Annotated in this window: 17 protein-coding genes; 11 read left to right on the top strand and 6 right to left on the bottom strand. The window is 62.9% G+C overall.

The window, feature by feature from the left end:
• Window positions 1–84 precede the first annotated feature (84 nt).
• Window positions 85–285: a hypothetical protein gene (locus ACFDS3_RS15035; protein WP_375263172.1), complete on the bottom strand. Its 201-nt coding sequence runs from the start codon at window positions 283–285 to the stop codon at window positions 85–87.
• A gap of 147 nt (window positions 286–432) precedes the next feature.
• On the opposite strand from ACFDS3_RS15035, the gene ACFDS3_RS15030 reads away from it, so the two are divergent.
• Window positions 433–585, top strand: coding sequence for a hypothetical protein (locus tag ACFDS3_RS15030; protein WP_375263171.1), 153 nt, complete (start codon window positions 433–435; stop codon window positions 583–585).
• Window positions 586–694: 109 nt separating this feature from the next.
• Window positions 695–1,705, top strand: coding sequence for a type I glyceraldehyde-3-phosphate dehydrogenase (gene gap / locus ACFDS3_RS15025; protein ID WP_375263170.1), 1,011 nt, complete (start codon window positions 695–697; stop codon window positions 1,703–1,705).
• 60 nt (window positions 1,706–1,765) lie between these two features.
• On the opposite strand, the gene ACFDS3_RS15020 is transcribed toward gap, so the two are convergent.
• Complete coding sequence (locus ACFDS3_RS15020; RefSeq protein WP_375263169.1) at window positions 1,766–2,701, bottom strand: calcium/sodium antiporter; 936 nt, start codon at window positions 2,699–2,701, stop codon at window positions 1,766–1,768.
• A 228-nt stretch (window positions 2,702–2,929) separates the two neighbouring features.
• The gene (locus tag ACFDS3_RS15015; RefSeq protein WP_375263168.1) at window positions 2,930–3,343 is read right to left on the bottom strand and encodes a DUF6314 family protein; all 414 of its coding nucleotides are present in this window, start codon (window positions 3,341–3,343) and stop codon (window positions 2,930–2,932) included.
• A 77-nt stretch (window positions 3,344–3,420) separates the two neighbouring features.
• On the opposite strand from ACFDS3_RS15015, the gene purB reads away from it, so the two are divergent.
• The 3 genes from purB to ACFDS3_RS15000 all read left to right on the top strand — a co-directional run bounded on the left by purB (window position 3,421) and on the right by ACFDS3_RS15000 (window position 7,011).
• Entirely contained in the window at window positions 3,421–4,731 is a 1,311-nt protein-coding gene (purB, locus tag ACFDS3_RS15010; protein ID WP_375263167.1) for an adenylosuccinate lyase, read from the top strand.
• Window positions 4,732–4,976: 245 nt separating this feature from the next.
• Window positions 4,977–6,047, top strand: a complete 1,071-nt coding sequence (locus ACFDS3_RS15005) for a FliG C-terminal domain-containing protein (protein ID WP_375263166.1) — start codon at window positions 4,977–4,979, stop codon at window positions 6,045–6,047.
• 67 nt (window positions 6,048–6,114) lie between these two features.
• Entirely contained in the window at window positions 6,115–7,011 is an 897-nt protein-coding gene (locus ACFDS3_RS15000) for a lysophospholipid acyltransferase family protein (protein WP_375263165.1), read from the top strand.
• Window positions 7,012–7,020: 9 nt separating this feature from the next.
• Here the strand turns inward: ACFDS3_RS15000 and ACFDS3_RS14995 are convergent, their stop codons facing one another.
• From ACFDS3_RS14995 to ACFDS3_RS14985, 3 genes are all read right to left on the bottom strand, one after another.
• A complete protein-coding gene (locus tag ACFDS3_RS14995) occupies window positions 7,021–9,504 on the bottom strand; it encodes a penicillin-binding protein 1A (protein ID WP_375263164.1) in 2,484 nt (827 codons plus the stop codon).
• A gap of 111 nt (window positions 9,505–9,615) precedes the next feature.
• Window positions 9,616–10,914 (bottom strand): N-acetylmuramoyl-L-alanine amidase, encoded by a 1,299-nt coding sequence (locus ACFDS3_RS14990; RefSeq protein WP_375263163.1) that lies wholly within the window; start codon window positions 10,912–10,914, stop codon window positions 9,616–9,618.
• Between the two features lie 99 nt (window positions 10,915–11,013).
• Window positions 11,014–12,153, bottom strand: a complete 1,140-nt coding sequence (locus tag ACFDS3_RS14985) for a pyridoxal phosphate-dependent aminotransferase (protein ID WP_375263162.1) — start codon at window positions 12,151–12,153, stop codon at window positions 11,014–11,016.
• 126 nt (window positions 12,154–12,279) lie between these two features.
• Here ACFDS3_RS14985 and ACFDS3_RS14980 point away from each other — a divergent pair, with 126 nt between their 5' ends.
• The 6 genes from ACFDS3_RS14980 to ACFDS3_RS14955 form a co-directional block, all read left to right on the top strand.
• Complete coding sequence (locus tag ACFDS3_RS14980) at window positions 12,280–13,020, top strand: DsbA family protein (protein WP_375263161.1); 741 nt, start codon at window positions 12,280–12,282, stop codon at window positions 13,018–13,020.
• A 195-nt stretch (window positions 13,021–13,215) separates the two neighbouring features.
• Window positions 13,216–15,717 carry a methyl-accepting chemotaxis protein gene (locus ACFDS3_RS14975; RefSeq protein ID WP_375263160.1) on the top strand — a complete coding sequence of 834 codons (2,502 nt, stop codon included), beginning with the start codon at window positions 13,216–13,218 and terminating at the stop codon, window positions 15,715–15,717.
• A gap of 170 nt (window positions 15,718–15,887) precedes the next feature.
• Window positions 15,888–16,277, top strand: coding sequence for a chemotaxis protein CheD (locus ACFDS3_RS14970; RefSeq protein WP_375263159.1), 390 nt, complete (start codon window positions 15,888–15,890; stop codon window positions 16,275–16,277).
• Window positions 16,274–16,546, top strand: coding sequence for a hypothetical protein (locus ACFDS3_RS14965; RefSeq protein ID WP_375263158.1), 273 nt, complete (start codon window positions 16,274–16,276; stop codon window positions 16,544–16,546). The genes ACFDS3_RS14970 and ACFDS3_RS14965 overlap by 4 nt, the downstream gene beginning before the upstream one ends.
• Window positions 16,543–16,914 carry a response regulator gene (locus ACFDS3_RS14960; RefSeq protein ID WP_375263157.1) on the top strand — a complete coding sequence of 124 codons (372 nt, stop codon included), beginning with the start codon at window positions 16,543–16,545 and terminating at the stop codon, window positions 16,912–16,914. The genes ACFDS3_RS14965 and ACFDS3_RS14960 overlap by 4 nt, the downstream gene beginning before the upstream one ends.
• Window positions 16,915–16,918: 4 nt before the next feature.
• Window positions 16,919–17,405 (top strand): Hpt domain-containing protein (locus ACFDS3_RS14955; RefSeq protein WP_375263156.1); only part of this gene is annotated, 487 nt, incomplete at its 3' end.

Genomic DNA, 17,405 nt, shown 5'->3' with positions numbered 1-17,405 from the left:
CAATTGGTTAGAGCAGAGCGCTCATAACGCTTTGGTTGGGGGTTCAAGTCCCTCCGGGCCTACCAAATGCCGTCATGCACTTGTTCACTGGATCGGCTCTGCTCCATCGTCCCGCAGGACCGGGCCAAAGACCGGCGCCGCCTCGAGCGCGAATTCCAGCGCTTCGGCATAGGCGTCGGCCTCGTGAAATAGCATGCGGTGTCCCGTCGGAGAGATCAGCCAGACGAGGAAAGACCTCGTGCCGCCGTTGGAGTGGCGGCGTTCGATCTCGACGCCGGCGCTCATGTCGCAAGCGAGAACGCTGAGATGCAGCCGAGCGAGGCCGCTCCGGCAGGGCCCGGGCCAAGCTTCGGGACGTGTCCGGTGTGATCCGATGACCGCTCCATCCGCTGTGACATAGCGTGCCTCTTTCCAGTGCAAGGGGCCTCTGGCATGGTCCGCGCGATGACGAACCGGATCGCCCTCTTTGTCGGCTTCTTGGTCCTCCTCGGGATCTGGGCGGACCTGCGGTTCGACTGGGGCGGAGCGCTGTTCTTCATGCGCGAGATCGACCGCCTGATCGAGTGGCTGGCCTTCTGGCGCTGACCTGCGAAGGGTTGATAGCGTCGAACGGTTGACCCGGATCGGCAATTGGCTTTCAACATGCGCAAAACCTGAGCCGGCCACGGTGGCCGGCCGTTTCCAGGAGGACACCATGGCAGTCAAGGTCGCCATCAACGGGTTCGGTCGCATCGGACGGAACGTACTGCGCGGGATCGTCGAATCCGGCCGCACCGATATCGAGGTCGTCGCCATCAACGACCTTGGGCCTGTCGAAACCAACGCTCACCTGCTGCGCTATGACAGCGTTCACGGCCGTTTCCCCGGAGAGGTGACCACGGGCGAGGACTGGATCGACGTCGGCCGTGGCAAGATCCGGGTGACCTCGCTGCGCGACCCGAAAGAACTGCCGTGGCAGGATGTCGACATCGCAATGGAGTGCACGGGCATCTTCACGAAGGCCGACCAGGCCGCGCTGCACCTCGAGAACGGGTCCAAGCGAGTTCTCGTCTCGGCCCCGGTGTCCGGCGACGGTCAGCCGCAGGTCAAGACGATCGTCTACGGCGTCAACCACGAAAGCCTCACCGCCGAGGATAAGGTGGTGTCGAACGCGTCCTGCACGACCAACTGCCTGTCGCCCGTCGCTAAGGTCTTGAACGACACGATCGGCATCGAGCGTGGCTTCATGACGACGATCCACAGCTACACCGGCGATCAGCCGACGCTTGATACCGTGCACAAGGATCTCTACCGTGCGCGGGCTGCCGGGTTGAACATGATCCCGACCTCGACCGGTGCCGCGAAGGCCGTGGGTCTGGCCCTGCCCGAGCTTCAGGGCAAGCTTGACGGCGTGGCGATCCGCGTGCCGACGCCGAACGTCTCGGTCGTGGATCTGACCTTCACCGCCTCGCGCGAAACCAGTGTCGAAGAGATCAACGAGGCGATCCGCAGCGCCGCCGACGGCAAGCTGAAGGGCGTGCTGGGCTATACCGAGGACAAGCTGGTTTCGTCCGACTTCAACCACGACCCGCATTCGTCGATCTTCCACATGGACCAGACGAAGGTGATGGACGGCACGATGTGCCGCATCCTGACGTGGTACGACAACGAGTGGGGCTTCTCGAACCGCATGGCCGACACCGCGGTCGCCATGGGCAACCTCTGAGGCTCACGCCCTGCAATCCGATGACAGCGCCGCCCCTGGCCGGGGCGGCGCTTCTCGTTTCTAGAGCGCCCCGGCGGCCAGCCAGCCGGTATAGGCCACGTAGAGCGCCAGCAGCACGCCGCCTTCGGCACGGGACACGCGCCAGCCGGTCACGGCCACGCCCGCCAGCAGCAAGGTGGCTGCGCCCATCACCCAGATGTCGAAGCCCGCGATCTCGGCCGGCACCTCCAGCGGCTGGGCCAGCGCCGTGACGCCGAGAATCCCGAGCACGTTGTAGATGTTCGACCCGAGCACGTTACCGAAGGCGATGTCGCCCTGCCGCCGGATCGCTGCCATGACGCCGGTGACAAGCTCGGGCAGCGACGTGCCGACCGCCACGACCGTCAGGCCGATCAGGGTCTCGGATACGCCCGCCGCCTCGGCCAGGCTGGTGGCCGAGCTGACGAGGAAGCGCGCGCCAAGGACGGTGATCGCGATGCCGCCGAGGGCGTAGAGCGCCGCACGCCACAGGGGCATGGCGGGTTCGGAGGATTCCTCGGCAACCGCGGCGGGACCGGCGCGCTCCAGACGGTACGCGACAACGATGTAGGCGACGAGCCCCAGCATCAGCACGGCACCGCCAACGCGACCCAAGGCGCCCGTCAGCACGATCAGGGTCGTGACAATCGTGGCGAGGATCAGCGCGCCGCCGTCACGACGGAACGCATCGCGGGACACAACAACAGGGCTCAGCAACGCCGTGATGCCCAGGATCAGCAGGATATTGGCGATATTCGAGCCGACGACGTTGCCGACGGCAAGTCCGGGCGACCCCTGGAAGGCCGCCTGCAGCGAAGTGACGAGTTCGGGCGTCGAGGTGCCAAAGCCGACGACGGTGAGGCCGATCAGCAGCGGCGAGACGCCCAGCCTCTCGGCGAGCGCAACGGCGCCGCGTACCAAAGCCTCTCCTCCCGCCACGAGGAGGATGAGGCCGAGTGCAAGTGTGAGTAAAACCAAGAGATCTCTCGTAAGCCGGCCGCGTGAAAGAAAACGAGGCTCCGACATCACGCGCGGCCGGGGCGCGCCAGAGGGGCCCGGAGCATTTTGCAAGATGGGGCCACCCTGCCGGGCATCAAGCCATCGCGTGGCGCTGACGTGACATTTCGTTTGCCTCACGGACATCGCGCCTTGGAAGTGGGCAGCGCGGCAACAGGTCCGCGCCATTTTTTGCCGACAGCGACCGCGCTAGGACCTCGTGTAATGGCTGGTCATTACGTAGTCCTTCCGCGGCCCCGTGACGGTCCATTCAGCGGTCCAGTCCGGCCAGGCGGAGAAGTCGTAGCGAACGAGGTAGACGTCCGGGTCGCAGTCATGCCGCCCGTCCGGTTGCTCGATCCCCGCCTCGAAATCGTGGAACGGGCGGCCGTCGAAGAAGCTGATCCTGAAGCGTGCGCCGTCCATCCGCCACAGATGCGCTTGCTCGGCTTCGAAGGCAGCATCGCCCATGTGTAACGTTCCGCTCTCGCGGTAGTGCAGCACAGCTCCGTCGGGGGCGAAGTGCGCCCGGCCCTCGAACCGGCTGTCCGGCCCGCCCCTCCGGTCGAGGATGGACCGGTCGAGCTTCCAGTCGCCTTCGAAATCTCCAAGTCGTGGCGTCATCGGCTCGCCCTTGTGGCCTCATCCGGCGCGGTCTAAGCCACAGCCGTCCCGGCACGCTATCAGAAAGGTCCGCCCTCATGATCCCCCGCTACTCCCGTCCAGACATGGTTGCGATCTGGGCGCCACAGTCGAAGTTCCGCATCTGGTTCGAGATCGAGGCCCACGCCGGCGATGCCATGGCCGCGCTCGGTACGATCCCCAAGGAAAACGCCGATGCCGTGTGGGCGGCCAAGGACGTCGAGTTCGACGTGGCCCGGATCGATGAGATCGAACGCGAGACCAAGCACGACGTCATCGCTTTCCTGACCCACCTGTCCGAGATCGTGGGCGCCGACAATGCGCGCTTCGTGCACCAGGGCATGACCTCGTCCGACGTGCTCGACACCACGTTCAACGTGCAGCTCACTCGCGCCGCCGACATTCTGATCGCCGATGTCGAGGCGCTGCTGGGCGCCCTGAAGCGTCGCGCCTATGAGCACAAGGACACGATCCGCATCGGTCGCAGTCACGGCATCCACGCCGAGCCGACGACGATGGGTCTGACCTTCGCGCGCTTCTACGCCGAGATGGACCGCAACCTGTCCCGCCTGCGCGATGCCCGTGCCGAGGTCGCCACCGGCGCACTGTCCGGCGCGGTCGGCACCTTCGCCAATATCGACCCGCGCGTCGAAGAACACGTCTGTGACAAGATGGGCCTCGTCCCCGAGCCAATCAGTACGCAGGTCATCCCCCGCGACCGGCACGCCGCGTTCTTCGCCACGCTCGGCGTCGTCGCCTCATCGATCGAGAACATCGCGACCGAGATTCGCCACGGGCAGCGCACCGAGGTCCTGGAGCTAGAGGAGTTCTTCTCGAAGGGTCAGAAGGGCTCGTCGGCCATGCCACACAAGCGCAACCCGGTCCTGTCAGAGAACCTGACCGGCCTCGCCCGGCTCGTCCGGATGGCCGTGGTTCCTGCGATGGAGAACGTGGCGCTCTGGCACGAGCGCGACATCTCGCACAGCTCGGTCGAACGCAACATCGGCCCGGACGCAACCGTGACGCTGGACTTCGCCCTCGCGCGGCTGACCGGATTGATCGAGAACCTCGTCGTCTATCCCGACGCCATGATGGCGAACATGAACAAGTTCAAGGGACTGGTCATGTCGCAGCGGGTTCTGCTCGCGCTAACTCAAGCTGGAGTCAGCCGTGAGGACGCCTACCGCCTCGTGCAGCGCAATGCGATGAAGGTCTGGACCGAAGGCGCCGACTTCCAGACCGAGCTTGAAAACGACCCGGAGGTGACGGCGGCGCTATCGAAGGAAGAGATCGCGGAGAAGTTCGATCTCGGCTACCATACGAAGCACGTGGACACGATCTTCGCCCGCGTCTTTGGAGAGCCGCAGTAAACGCCCGCACCAAAGCTTCCCTCAAGTCAGCTAAGCCGGGTAGTCTGCCGCAATCTGAGCTGGGAGGAGGCGAGCTGACAATCCTTCTGGCCGCTCGACCTGTTCTCCGTACGCACACTCGCGATGGCCATTGGCAGGACGTATGACGGCAATAGTTGGCGTGCTCGTTAGCAGTTGAGCGGCGTCCGGTAACATCGCGTTAATCCTCGAGGCCTAGTCTCCGGACAACGCACCCGGAGGGCAGGATGAGCACGGCACTGGCCAGGCAGGACGACGATTTCGCAGCGCAGCCCTTCAGCAGCCCCGGCGCTCCATCGCGCAGCCTGTCTCGCCGTGAGAAGGCGGCGATCGTAGTTCGGCTGCTGCTGGCGGAGGGGGTCAAACTGCCGCTGATGTCCCTGCCAGCCGCACTCCAGGCCGAACTGATCTCGCAGATGAGCCGCATGCGCTTCATCGACCGCCAGACCTTGCGCGAGGTGGCCGAGGAGTTCGCCACCGAACTCGACGGGATCGGTCTGGCATTCCCCGGAGGGGTGGATGGCGCGCTAAAGGCGCTCGAAGGCGCGATTTCGGCCGATGTGATCGCCCGCATGCGTGCCCAGTCTGGCGCGTTCTGGGGTGAAGATCCGTGGGAGACGATCTCGCGCTTCGACGTGCCGAAACTGGTCGAGATAATGCAGCGCGAAAGCCCTGAGATCGGTGCCGTGATCCTGTCCAAGCTCGACGTGTCCAAGGCGGCCGAGCTTCTGGGCAAGCTGCCGGGACCGGAAGCGCGCCGATTGACGATTGCCGTCAGCGACACCGCGGACGTGATGCCCGATACCGTCCGCTGCATAGGCGCGGCACTGGCCGCGCAGCTGCAGGCCGAACCGCCGCGTGCATTCACCGCCGCCTCGGTCGAACGGATCGGCGCGATCCTCGACGTCTCGCCCGGCCCGACCCGCGAAGAGGTGCTTGCCGGCCTCGAGGAAGAGGATCGCGAATTTGCCGATCGCGTGCGCGCCGCCATTTTCACTTTCGTCGACATTCCCGAGCGCGTGGATCCGAAGGACGTCGCGATCATCGCCAAGACCGTTGAGCAGCCGAGCCTCGTCGCCGCCCTTGCCGGCGCAGCGGGCGATCCGAAGATGGCCGTTGTGTCCGACTTCATCCTGTCAAAGCTTCCCGGTCGTCTGGCCGATACCATCCGCACCGAGGTGGCCGAATTCGGGCCGGTTGATGCGACCAGCAGCGAGGCTGCGCAAATTGCCGTGGTCCGCGCAGTCCGTCGGCTCGTCGACTCTGGCGAGATCAAGCTGGTCACCGCCTCCGACTGACCGCCGTCTTGTGCGTCCGGTCAACGCCGGGTAACCCTCGCCCACCAGACACTGCGAGGGGTTTCATTTGGCCCGCCACAACCGCTCCGAAGTCGTCGATGCGACGCAGAACGGGATGATCCGTGCGCTTCTGGGCACTGTGCTCGCCCTTCCCTACGCGACGCGCGTGCGACTGATGGGACGGCTTGCGACGACGGTGCTCGCGCCGGCCGCGGGATGGCGCAAGCGCATCCGAGAGAACCTCGCCCATGTCTGCCCCGACCTGCCCGAGGCCGAGGTCGAGCGATTGATCCGAGCGGTGCCCGACAACGTCGGTCGCACCCTGATCGAGATCTATTCGGGCGGTGAGTTCAAGCGACACGTCACGGGCACTCCACTCGAAGGTCCCGGCGCCGACGCCCTGCGAACCGCGCGGGATGAGGGACGTCCCGTCGCTCTGGTGACGGCGCATATGGGCAACTTCGATGCACTGCGGGCGATCCTGTTCTCGCAGGGCTATGAGTTGGGTGCGCTCTACCGCGAGATGAACAACCCGCGCTTTAACGCCCATTACGTCAAGGCGCTGAGCGAGATCGGAACACCGCTCTTTCCAACAAAGCGCGAAGGCGTTGCGCAATTCGTGCGCCACCTCGCAAATGGCGGGATCATCGGCATCCTGACGGACGTGTATAACAGCAAGGGCGCCGACGTGACCTTCTTCGGGAAGCCTGCACCGACATCGACCGCCGCCTGCCATTGGGCGGTCAAGCACGGCGCGGTGGTGATCCCGTGCTACGGCCTGCGCCAGCCAGACGGCCTTTCCTTCCGTCTGCTTCTGGAAGAGCCCGTGCCGCATCGTGATCCGGTCGAGATGACCCAGGAGATCAACGACCGCCTTGAGGCCGTGGTGCGCGAGAACATGGAGCAGTGGTTCTGGATCCACCGCCGATGGAAGCCCGAGCGAAAGCTGCGCACGCGTCGCTGAGGCGGCCTCTCAGTAAAGGCCGCCCGAGCTCATGGACCCGTAGGTCGCCTTCTTCGTGGGGATCGTCACTGTCTCGCCAGTGGCATTGCGCACTTGCTGGCCACCCGAAACACCGGCGCCGCGTGCCTCGTCCACCAGCGGTAAGTTGGAGCCCATGGCAAAGCCGCCATCGAAGGCGACGCCGAACATCGGCTCTTCGCCCAGGCGGAAATACTCTGCCACAACGTCCGGACCCTCGGCCGAGTCGGGCAGGCGCGCGCCGGTGTAGCGGTTGATCTTGATGAAGTGGCCACCCGGCGGCACCTCAAACGGACCGCCGCCATATTTCTCGGTTGCGGCCTGCATCACCTTGTTGAACACGGGCGCGCACATGCCACCGCCTGACGCGCCCTCCCCGAGCGAGCGCGGCTGGTCGTAGCCGATGTAGCAGCCGGCCGCGATATTCGAGGTGAAGCCAACGAACCACACGTCCTTCGCGTCATTCGTCGTGCCGGTCTTGCCGGCCACAGGAACGCTCAGGTTGACCTTGCCGCGCGCGGTGCCGTTCTCCACCACGCCCTTCATCATCGACGTTAGCTGGTAGGCCGTGATGGCGTTCATGACCCGCTCGCGGTTCGACACGATGGTCGGCGCGAACCCCTCCTCGAGCGTCGCGGCATCGCAGTCGATGCACTCGCGCCGGTCGTGCTTATAAACGGTGCGGCCCCAGCGGTCCTGTACGCGGTCCACAAGCGTCGGCTGTACGCGCTCACCCCCATTGGCGAACATCGAATAGGCCGCGACTATCTTATAGAGGGTGGTTTCCTCGGCGCCGAGCGAGTTGGCCAGGAATCGACCCATGTTGTCATAGACCCCGAACCGCTCGGCATAGCCGCCGACGACGTCCATCCCGACCTCTTGCGCGAGGCGCACGGTCATGAGGTTCCGCGACTGCTCGATGCCCGTCCGAAGCGGGGTCGGTCCGTAAAACTTGTTCGAGTAGTTCTTGGGCCGCCAGAGGCCCTGGGGCGTGTTGATCTCGATCGGCGCGTCCACGACGATCGTCGCCGGCGAGAAGCCGGAATCCAGTGCCGCGGCGTAGACGAACGGCTTGAACGACGATCCCGGCTGCCGCGTGGCCTGCGTGGCACGGTTGAAAACCGAGTTCTGGTAAGAGAAGCCTCCCTGCATGGCCAGCACGCGGCCGGTGTCGACATCCATCGCCATGAATGCACCCTGAACCTCGGGCACCTGACGAAGCGTCCAGCTGTCGCCTTCGCGGCGGACGTGAACGACTTCGCCGACCTCGAATTCGTCGCGGAAGCTACCGGGAAGCCAACGGATGTCTTCGCGCGGGACGCTCTGTTCGCCCTGCCCTTCGACACCCACACGCATCGACTGGTCGCCCAGTTCCAGCACCACCGCCGGATACCAGTGTCCGCCAACCTCGATGTCCCGGGCCACCTTCACGTTCGCGAGCGCAGCCTTCCAGTCGGACAGCTTCTCCGCGGGAATGCTCTTGCCAGTTCCGCGCCAACGGCCCCGGCTACGGTCATAGCTTTCAAGTGCCTCTTGCAAGGCGACCGCGGCAACCTGCTGCAGCTCGGGATCGATCGTGGCGCGCACCGAGAGGCCCGCCGAGAAGAATTCACCTTCGCCATAGTCACGGCTGAGTTGGCGGCGGATTTCGTCGGTGAAATAGTCGCGCGGCGGAATTTCGTCTCGGAAGCTCTCGTAGTCGCCACCCTGCACCGACAGAAGCGGCGCAACGCGGGCTTCGCGGTACTCTTCTTCGGTCAGGTAGTTGTTGTCGTACATCTCGCGCAGGACATAGTTGCGACGCTCGATGGACCGCTTCTGCGCGCGGACCGGATGGTAGGTCGACGGCGCCTTGGGAAGAGCCGCTAGGAACGCTGCCTCCTGCGGCTCAAGCTCGGAGAGCGACTTGTTGAAGTAGCTCTGCGCCGCGGCGGTGACGCCGTAGCTGTTCTGACCCAGGAAAATCTCGTTGAGGTACAGCTCGAGGATCTTGTCCTTACTCAACGTCTTCTCGATGCGCGCGGCCAGGATCAGCTCCTTCACCTTCCGTTCGGCCGAACGCTCGCCACCGAGCAGGAAGTTCTTCATCACCTGCTGCGTAATGGTCGATGCACCGCGCACGCCGTTTCCGGTGGCCGCGTCGAGAGCCGCGGAAATCATGCCGCGTGGATCATAGCCCTGATGGTTGTAGAAGTTCTTGTCCTCGGCCGAGATGAAGGCGTGCTTCACCAGGTCCGGGATCTCGTCGGCCGGGGTGAACAGGCGCCGCTCCTTGGCGAACTCATCGATGATCCGCCCCTCGGAGGAGTAGATCCGGCTGATCGTCGGGGGGGTGTATTGGGCCAGCTGGTCGGTATCAGGCAGATCGCGCGAGTATATCCAGAAAACCGCCCCGATCGACAGCGCGGCCGCCAGCGCCCCCATGGTGACGAGCGTGAAGATACTGCCGAAAAAGGACAGGAAGGCACGGATCACAGACGCGATCTCCGGATGAGGGAGGGAATACCGCGCCTCTTTAGCGCGAACACCTCGTGAAATCAAAACGGCATCGGCGGATTCCTACCGCGCCACACGGTCCCGTGAGCGCTACTGCATCATTCGCTGAGCCTCGATCGCATCGGCCCGCGCCCAAGTCTGTAGCCCAGCCCGTATCCCCTCGGCGGCACGAGCGCGCCACGCGGGGTCGGTCAGGCGTGCGCGGTCCGTGGCGCTCGACATGAAGCCGAGTTCAATCAGCACCGAGGGGATGTCCGCGGCGCGCAGCACCGAGAAGTCCGCCTTCAGGCGCGGCCGCTTGTGCAGGTCTCCGGTTGCGCGCGAGAGACCGGCGACGATCTCGTCCCCCAGCGCGTCGGAGCGCGGGCCGGTCTCGCGCCGAACCATGTCCATCAGGATGCCTGCAATCGCGTCATCGCCTACCCCTGTGTCGACCCCGATCAGCAGGTCGTTGTGGTCCATCCGCTCAGCCAGCTTATGCGACGCCTCGTCGGAAGCGGCTTCCGAGAGAGTGTAGACAGTGGCGCCGGAGGCGCGGCCGCTTTCAAGGGCGTCGGCGTGCAGCGACAGGAAGACGTCGGCCTCGGCGCGTCGGGCCAGGCTGACGCGACGCGGCAGCGGCACGAAGCGATCAACGCGCCGAGTCAGCGTCACTTCCATGCCGTCTGCCTCCAGCACTTCGGCAAGTTCCAGAGCAAAGGTCAGGACGAGATCCGCTTCTGTGATCCCGTCGCTTTCTGCTCCCGGGTCGAACCCGCCGTGCCCCGGATCAAGCGCGACCCGCAGCGGACGATCATCGGCTCGGCGCAGCGCTGGCGCGGCGACCTCTGCGGCGGGTGGAAGCGCAAATGTCGCCCCCTCCGGGACGCCGGCCTCGGCGGAGAATCGTTCAGGCGTTGTAGGGGCGAGTTGCAGCTTAAGAAGAGCACCTTCCACCCCCGCCGTGACAAGGCCGGCGGTTTCGATCCGCAAAGGGTCGGCCAGTTCCACGACGAGACGCGACCATCCCTCGCGGAAGCGGCCGCGATAGAGGCCCTGCACGTGATCCGACGCGTGCATGTTGGCGAGGTCGGCGCCGGTGAAGTCGACCTCGGAAAAGTCGATGACCAGCCGCCGGGGATCGTCGAGCGTGAAGACCCGCCACGGCACCGGCTGGCTCAGGGCAAGCTCGACATGCAGGTTGGCCCCGAAATCGACGATGCGACTTTGCTCTGTGTCGATCCTGGCAAGCGCGGTCAACATCTCCGCGCCGACGGACGGCGGAATCAGCCCTTCGGCCGGGGCAGAGACTGCCCCGTTCCAATCGTCAGCGTTGTAGCCCTGCGTTGCAGCCGGTGCCGCCAAGCACGCCGCACACGCCAGCCCGAAAGCCAGTCGTCGGAAGCCCATCCGCTCGCGCCTCGTCTTGTCTGCCTCGTTCGGAGTCTTTTTCGCGCCCCGTCTTGTGGCAGAAAGGTTAGCATCGGCGGAAAAATTCCGAAAGAAGAATCAAGCTCGCTCGGTCCATTCCTTCAGGCGCCTGAGTCCCTCGACGATATCTCCGGTGGCACGCGCATACGAGAATCGCAGCATGCCCCCACCGCGGGCAGGATCGAAATCAAGGCCGGGCGTGACGGCAACACCGGCTTCATCAAGGATACGGCCTGACAACGCGAGCGCGTCTTCCGACAGATGATCCGACTTGGCGTAGACGTAGAACGCCCCGTCAGGCGGCGCGAAGCTCGGAAACCCGGCTTCCGTGAGGCCATCTACCATCAGTTGCCGGTTCGCGGCATAAACCGCTCGATTCGCCTCGAGCTCTTCGTCGCAATCGAAGGCCGCGAGTGCGGCGACCTGGCTTGCATGACTTGGGCAGATGAAGAGGTTCTGCGCGAGGCGCTCGACCCGGCGCACATGGCTCTCGGGCACGACCATCCAGCCGATCCGCCAGCCCGTCATGGAGTAGTATTTCGAGAATGAGTTGATGATGAAGGCGTCGTCCGTCAGCTCGAGCGCCGAGACCGCCGGCCGGTCGTAGTGCAGGCCGTGATAGATCTCGTCCGAGATAAGCGCAACATCCGCCTCGTGACACCGCGCAATCAGCGCACCAAGCGCGTCGCGCGACAGCATGGTCCCGGCCGGGTTGCCCGGCGACGCGACGATCAGTCCTGACAGGTCAGTCCCGATCTGGTCGGGACGCGGTTGAAAGCGGTCGGACATGATGGTCTCGATCCCGACTGGCTCGAGCGACAGCGCCTTCAGGATGTGCCGGTAGGATGGATAGCCAGGAAGGCCCAACCCGACCCGCTCGCCCGCATCGAACAGGGCGGTGAACGCCAGCACAAAGCCGGCCGAAGCGCCCGCCGTTACGACGACACGCGACGGATCAAGGTCAACCTCGTGCCATTCCTTGTAATGACGTGCGATCCGGGCACGTAGCTCGGGCAGCCCAAGCGCCACCGTGTATCCCAGCGGCCCCGCCTCCATCGCCGCGGAAAGAGCCCGGCGCGCACCCGTGGGCGCCGGAGTTCCGGGTTGGCCGACTTCCATGTGGATGATGTGGCGTCCCGCAGCCTCGGCCGCGCGCGCCCTCTCCATCACGTCCATCACGATGAAGGGATCCACGTCCCCGCGCTTCGATTTTCGCATGCTTCGCACCTCCGGCGGCCTGCCTGCCCCGCCGCGTGGCGGGCGTCAATCACGTTGCCGCAAGCGCTCTTGCCACGCCGCGGCGGATCGCTCACGGTCGGGCGCAACGTTTACAGGAGCCCACCGATGAAGAGCCCCCTCGCCGCTGCCCTCTGTCTTGCCCTGACCGGACCCGCCCTCGCGACCGAGATCGGCGACATGACGAATGCCGAGCGCGCCGCCTTCCGCGACGAGGTGCGATCTTACTTGCTCGACAACCCCGATGTTCTGATGGAAGCGATCTCCGTTCTCGAAAGCCGCGAGCAGCAGGCCCAGGCGCAGTCCGACGCTGAGCTGATCGCCGAGAACTCCGAAGCGCTGTTCGAAGACGGACAAAGCTGGGTCGGCGGCGATCCCGAAGGTGACGTCACCGTGGTCGAGTTCCTCGACTATCGCTGCGGCTACTGCCGGCGCGCCTTTCCCGAGGTCTCCGAATTGATCGAGAGCGACGGGAACATCCGGTTCATCGTCAAGGAGTTCCCCATCCTCGGGGAACAGTCGATTCTTGCCAGCCGCTTCGCGATCGCAACACAGCGTATCGCCGGCGACGACGCCTACGAAGCCGTTCATGACGACCTGATGACGTTGCGGGGTGAAGTGAACCAGGCGAGCCTTCAGGGTATCGCCGCGGATCACGGCCTGGATTGGGACGCCATTTCGGCCGAGATGAACGTTGCCGCAGTCGACGCGCGTATCGAAGAATCTCTGGCTCTCGGCCAGAGCATGGGAATCAGCGGCACGCCCTCCTTCGTGTTCGGTGATCAGATGGTGCGCGGCTACGTCCCGCTCGACGTGATGCGCAAGACTGTGGCAGACGAACGCGGCTAAAGAGCCCGAGCGCATGGAAACGTGTGGCAGGACCGACGAACATGGCAGCGTCGGTCACCCCGATGCTGCCATCGGAACATCGGTCGGCATCCCTGCATCGGAGGGCGTTCAGCGGAACGTAGCGGTCCAGTTAAACGGTTATTAAATATCCGCACGTAGGGTCTGGCAGACACGACCTCTCGACGGACCGCTGCCATGAACTTCCCAGGATCGATTCCGTTCTACCGATCCGCCGGAATCAAGATCGCCGCCTGGATTTTCGCTGTCTTTGGCCTCTTTGCCGTGGCCCTCAATCACCTTCTCGACGACGCTCTCAACGTCATCGCGACCCAATTGGTGGCAGCCCAGGTGGCCGCCGAGGTGGGTTCCTACGGATCCTCCCTCAGCCCGCATCTTGCGTTTGAGCAGCAGGCAGGCGCGGAAAAGATCCTTTCGCGCATGGTCGAAAGCTCCAACGGAGCAATCTCGCGCGCGGTAATCGTCGACGCCGAGGGTGAACCATTCGCGGCTTGGGGCAAGGGAGACTTGCGACCACTCTACGATGCCGCAGATGCTGAGCAAACGTCTGATGGCAGCCGGATCGCTGTCGCGGCTCTGACGCTTTCCAACGGGCCCCGGGTAGGCACCCTCGTGGCCGAATGGACTGTCCAGCACGTTGCAGCCCCTCTTAACGACGCTCGCCATCGGATCATCCTGGCAACGATGGCCTTCGGGCTTCTCATCGTTGCGAGTGTCCTGTTTGTCTTTCGGCTCCTCATTTCGCGTCCGCTTTCCCGACTCTGCGCGGCGGTAGAGTGTCTGCGGCGCCACGAGTACCACGTAGCACCTCCCGGCGTCGCACGGAACGACGAGATCGGAGTTCTCAGTCACTCGATAGACTCGCTCCGCGGCGACTTGGACGCATCTGTGGAACAAGAGGCACGAGCACGCCACACTACCGCAGCCTTCGAAGCGGCGAGTCTACCCCTGATGGTGGCTGATGCGACCGGTATAATCCGGGCAATCAATCCCGCCGCCCAACACCTGATGACCCGGTATCGGGACGAGATGATGAAGATGATGCCCGCTTTCGACCCCGCGAACATCGTGGGGCAGCCGCTCCAGCAGATACATCCTAATAGCCAAAGCCAAGTTTTAAGCTGGAGTGAGACTTCACCGACAAGTGTCTCTCTGAAGTTCGGCGATGGCCGCGTGAAGCTAAAGACGACGCCGGTTCATGGGGCTGACGGAAGCATGGTCCGCCTGGTGCTTGAGTGGCAGGATGCCACTGATCAGTTCCGAAATAGCGCCCGTCTTGACGCGATTGAGCGGACTCAATTCTATGCGGAATTCGGAGCCGACGGTCGGCTTAAGGCCTGCAACGACATGTTCCGCAATGCGACGGATAACAGGTCTGAACGGGCTGATGAACTGCTCTGCAGCGCCGACCCGGGCGGCCCTACCGGTCACCAGATGGTTGAGCAGGCCCTCCGAGGAGAAAGAACGGACGGATTGTTCCAGATTTCTTCAAGCTCGGGCAGAGCGGTCTTCGCTGAGGGTAGCATCAACGGGGTGATTGATACCGACAACACAATCTACCGCCTTTTCTTTTTCGCCCGCGACGTGACCGAGACTCACCTTGACGTGGAGCAAACACGGATCGAGCGCGAACAGTCTGACAAAGAGCGGCGGCAGGTCATCAGCGCACTTCGGACCGGCATGAACAAGCTCGCCAACGGAAATCTTGACGCGGAGATCGAGGCACGGTTCGCGGACCACTATGAAGAACTGCGACGTGACTACAACGACACTGCTCGGACGCTTCAAGCCGCAATGATGGAAGTCGCCGAACAAGCCAGCCGCTTCCGTAAGCAAACGAGTGAGATCAGTGCCATCATAAAAACCCTGACGCGACGGAGCGAGAACACAGCTTCAACACTCGAGCATAGTACGGCAGCACTCAACCACTTGACGGACGGCGTAAGAACCGCCGCGGAGAATGCACAGCAAGCGAGCCTGCTAGTTTCAGACGCGCGCACGGGCGCCGCGAAAAGTGGAGAGATTGTGCTCCGGACGGTTAAGGCAATGGACGAAATTGCAGCGTCGTCGGAAAAAGTCGCGTCGATCACCAAAGTCATCGACGACATCGCTTTCCAGACAAACCTACTCGCCCTGAATGCAGGAGTGGAAGCAGCACGGGCTGGCGATGCCGGACGGGGATTCGCGGTTGTCGCCTCAGAGGTTCGCGCACTTGCGCAGCGATCATCGGACGCGGCGAGGGAGATCAACACGTTGATAGACCAAAGCAGCGTTCAAGTTAGATCTGGGGTGACCCTCGTGGGAGAGACAGGTCTCGCACTTCAGAAGATCGCCGGCTGGGTTGAGAGTATATCTGATCGATTCGTGCAGATTGCCGACTGCTCGAAAGATCAGTCGTTTAGCCTCGGCGAGGTCAACGGAGCGATGAATGAAGTTGAAGGTGCGACACGAAATGTTGTCGCTCGCTTAGAGGAGGCTCATGCTGCCTCCCAGGCATTGGAGGCGGATGCTTGCTCGCTTGTATCGGCTATTTCCAATTTCTACATTCAAGGAGATGAACGAGCGGAAATCTCAGCTGTACCGCCGTATATCACAAGGGGAAAACGGCTCAACGATCGCAAAGGCGCTCCCTTCGCATCCTCGGTGACTACGCCAGCCGAAACATGGACGGATTTTTGATGCAACCCCCAACGCTGACAGGAACGCCAAACGGCTCTAACACGAAAAAGTCTGTCACTTTGCTACAAGGGGAATGCTACGTTACTGACAGACGAGGCCTAGAACTCACAACACTTCTCGGTTCCTGTATCGCGACTTGTATGTACGACACAACGGCTGGGGTTGGTGGCATGAACCATTTCCTGCTGCCGTTTGGATCTGCGGACAGCCCATCGACCGAGCGCTATGGTCTCTACGCAATGGAAATATTGATCAACGGTCTTCTCAAAAACGGAGCTCGTCGCAGCCGCCTGTCCGCAAAAGTTTTCGGTGGCGCTCAAATGGGTGAATCGATCAATGGCATCGGTGACAGAAATGCTGCTTTCGCATTTAGCTTCTTAGAGCTCGAGAGAATCCCGTGCCTTGCCAGATCAACGGGAGGAACATTGGCACGTAGAATTAAGTTCTGTCCCTCTACGGGACGCGTCTCACAACTCTTCGTCCGCGATATGGTCGCAGATGCACCTCAGAATCCACCACAGGGCGACGACGTCATGTTCTTCGATGGAGACCATTCTTGAGCAATCACATCATCTTGGAGGGAAGACTTACCTCCGACCGCGCCGCTGATCTACGTGATTTACTAACGGAAGCGCCGGATATTGTCTCGCTTGACGGCACCAAGGTTGAAACTGTCGGTGCGCTCTGCGCTCAAGAGATCTATCGCGCCTTCGCATCGCGCTCCGGGACAACAGCTTCCTTTAGCCTGCGCGCATCTAGTGAAATGCGTGCCGATCTGGAACTTATGGGATTGTCGGCGATTCTTTTAGATCTTGGAGACAATGAATGAGCAGCCTCAAGATATTGGCGATCGACGACTCGCGGACGATGCGAAACTTACTTCGCGCGACGCTCGAAGAGGCTGGCTTCGAAGTATTCACAGCCGAAGATGGCGAGGTCGGCGTTCAGGCGGTATCCACCGTCGCGCCCGACGTGATCATCACAGACATCAATATGCCACGCCTCGACGGCTTCGGCGTGATCGAGGCTGTACGACGCCAGGAAGGAAGCCGGCGGATCCCTATCCTCGTGCTCTCCACCGAAAGTGCAGCGGACCTGAAAGATCGGGCTCGCGATGGCGGTGCAACCGGATGGATCGTGAAGCCTTTCGACGATGCAAAGCTGCTCTCGGCAATTCGGCGAGTGGCAGGAGGCTAACATCATGGCGAGTTTAGACGAAATCCGGCAGGTGTTCTTCGTGGAGTGCGACGAGCAACTCGAAACACTCACTGACGGTTTGGGTGAAATGCATCCAGACGCCGACCCCGGCGAAATATCCGAAACAATCAACGCTATGTTCCGAGCGGTTCACTCAATAAAAGGAGGTGCTGCGTCATTCGGACTAAGACCGCTGACAAGTTTTGCACATGCGTTTGAGTCGGTTCTAGACGATCTCCGCCTAGGCAAGATAGAGGTCACAACCGAGCTCATCCGCGAGTTTTACCGGGCATCAGATCATCTGGCCGATCTTGTCGCTGGGGGCGGTACAGGCGACCAAGTCAACCCCGATACTCTTGACCAGATGATCTCATCAATTTTAGTATTGGGAGAGGACAAGGCTGACGAGCTGAACCAAGGCGAGGTAACACCCGAGGGATTTGGCTTCGAGCCGATCGCACTAGACTTTTCGGGGATCAACGTTCAGGAGG

Source organism: Palleronia sp., from assembly GCF_042089775.1.
Lineage (GTDB): Bacteria > Pseudomonadota > Alphaproteobacteria > Rhodobacterales > Rhodobacteraceae > Palleronia.
This window is presented reverse-complemented; position numbering and strand designations above follow the sequence as displayed.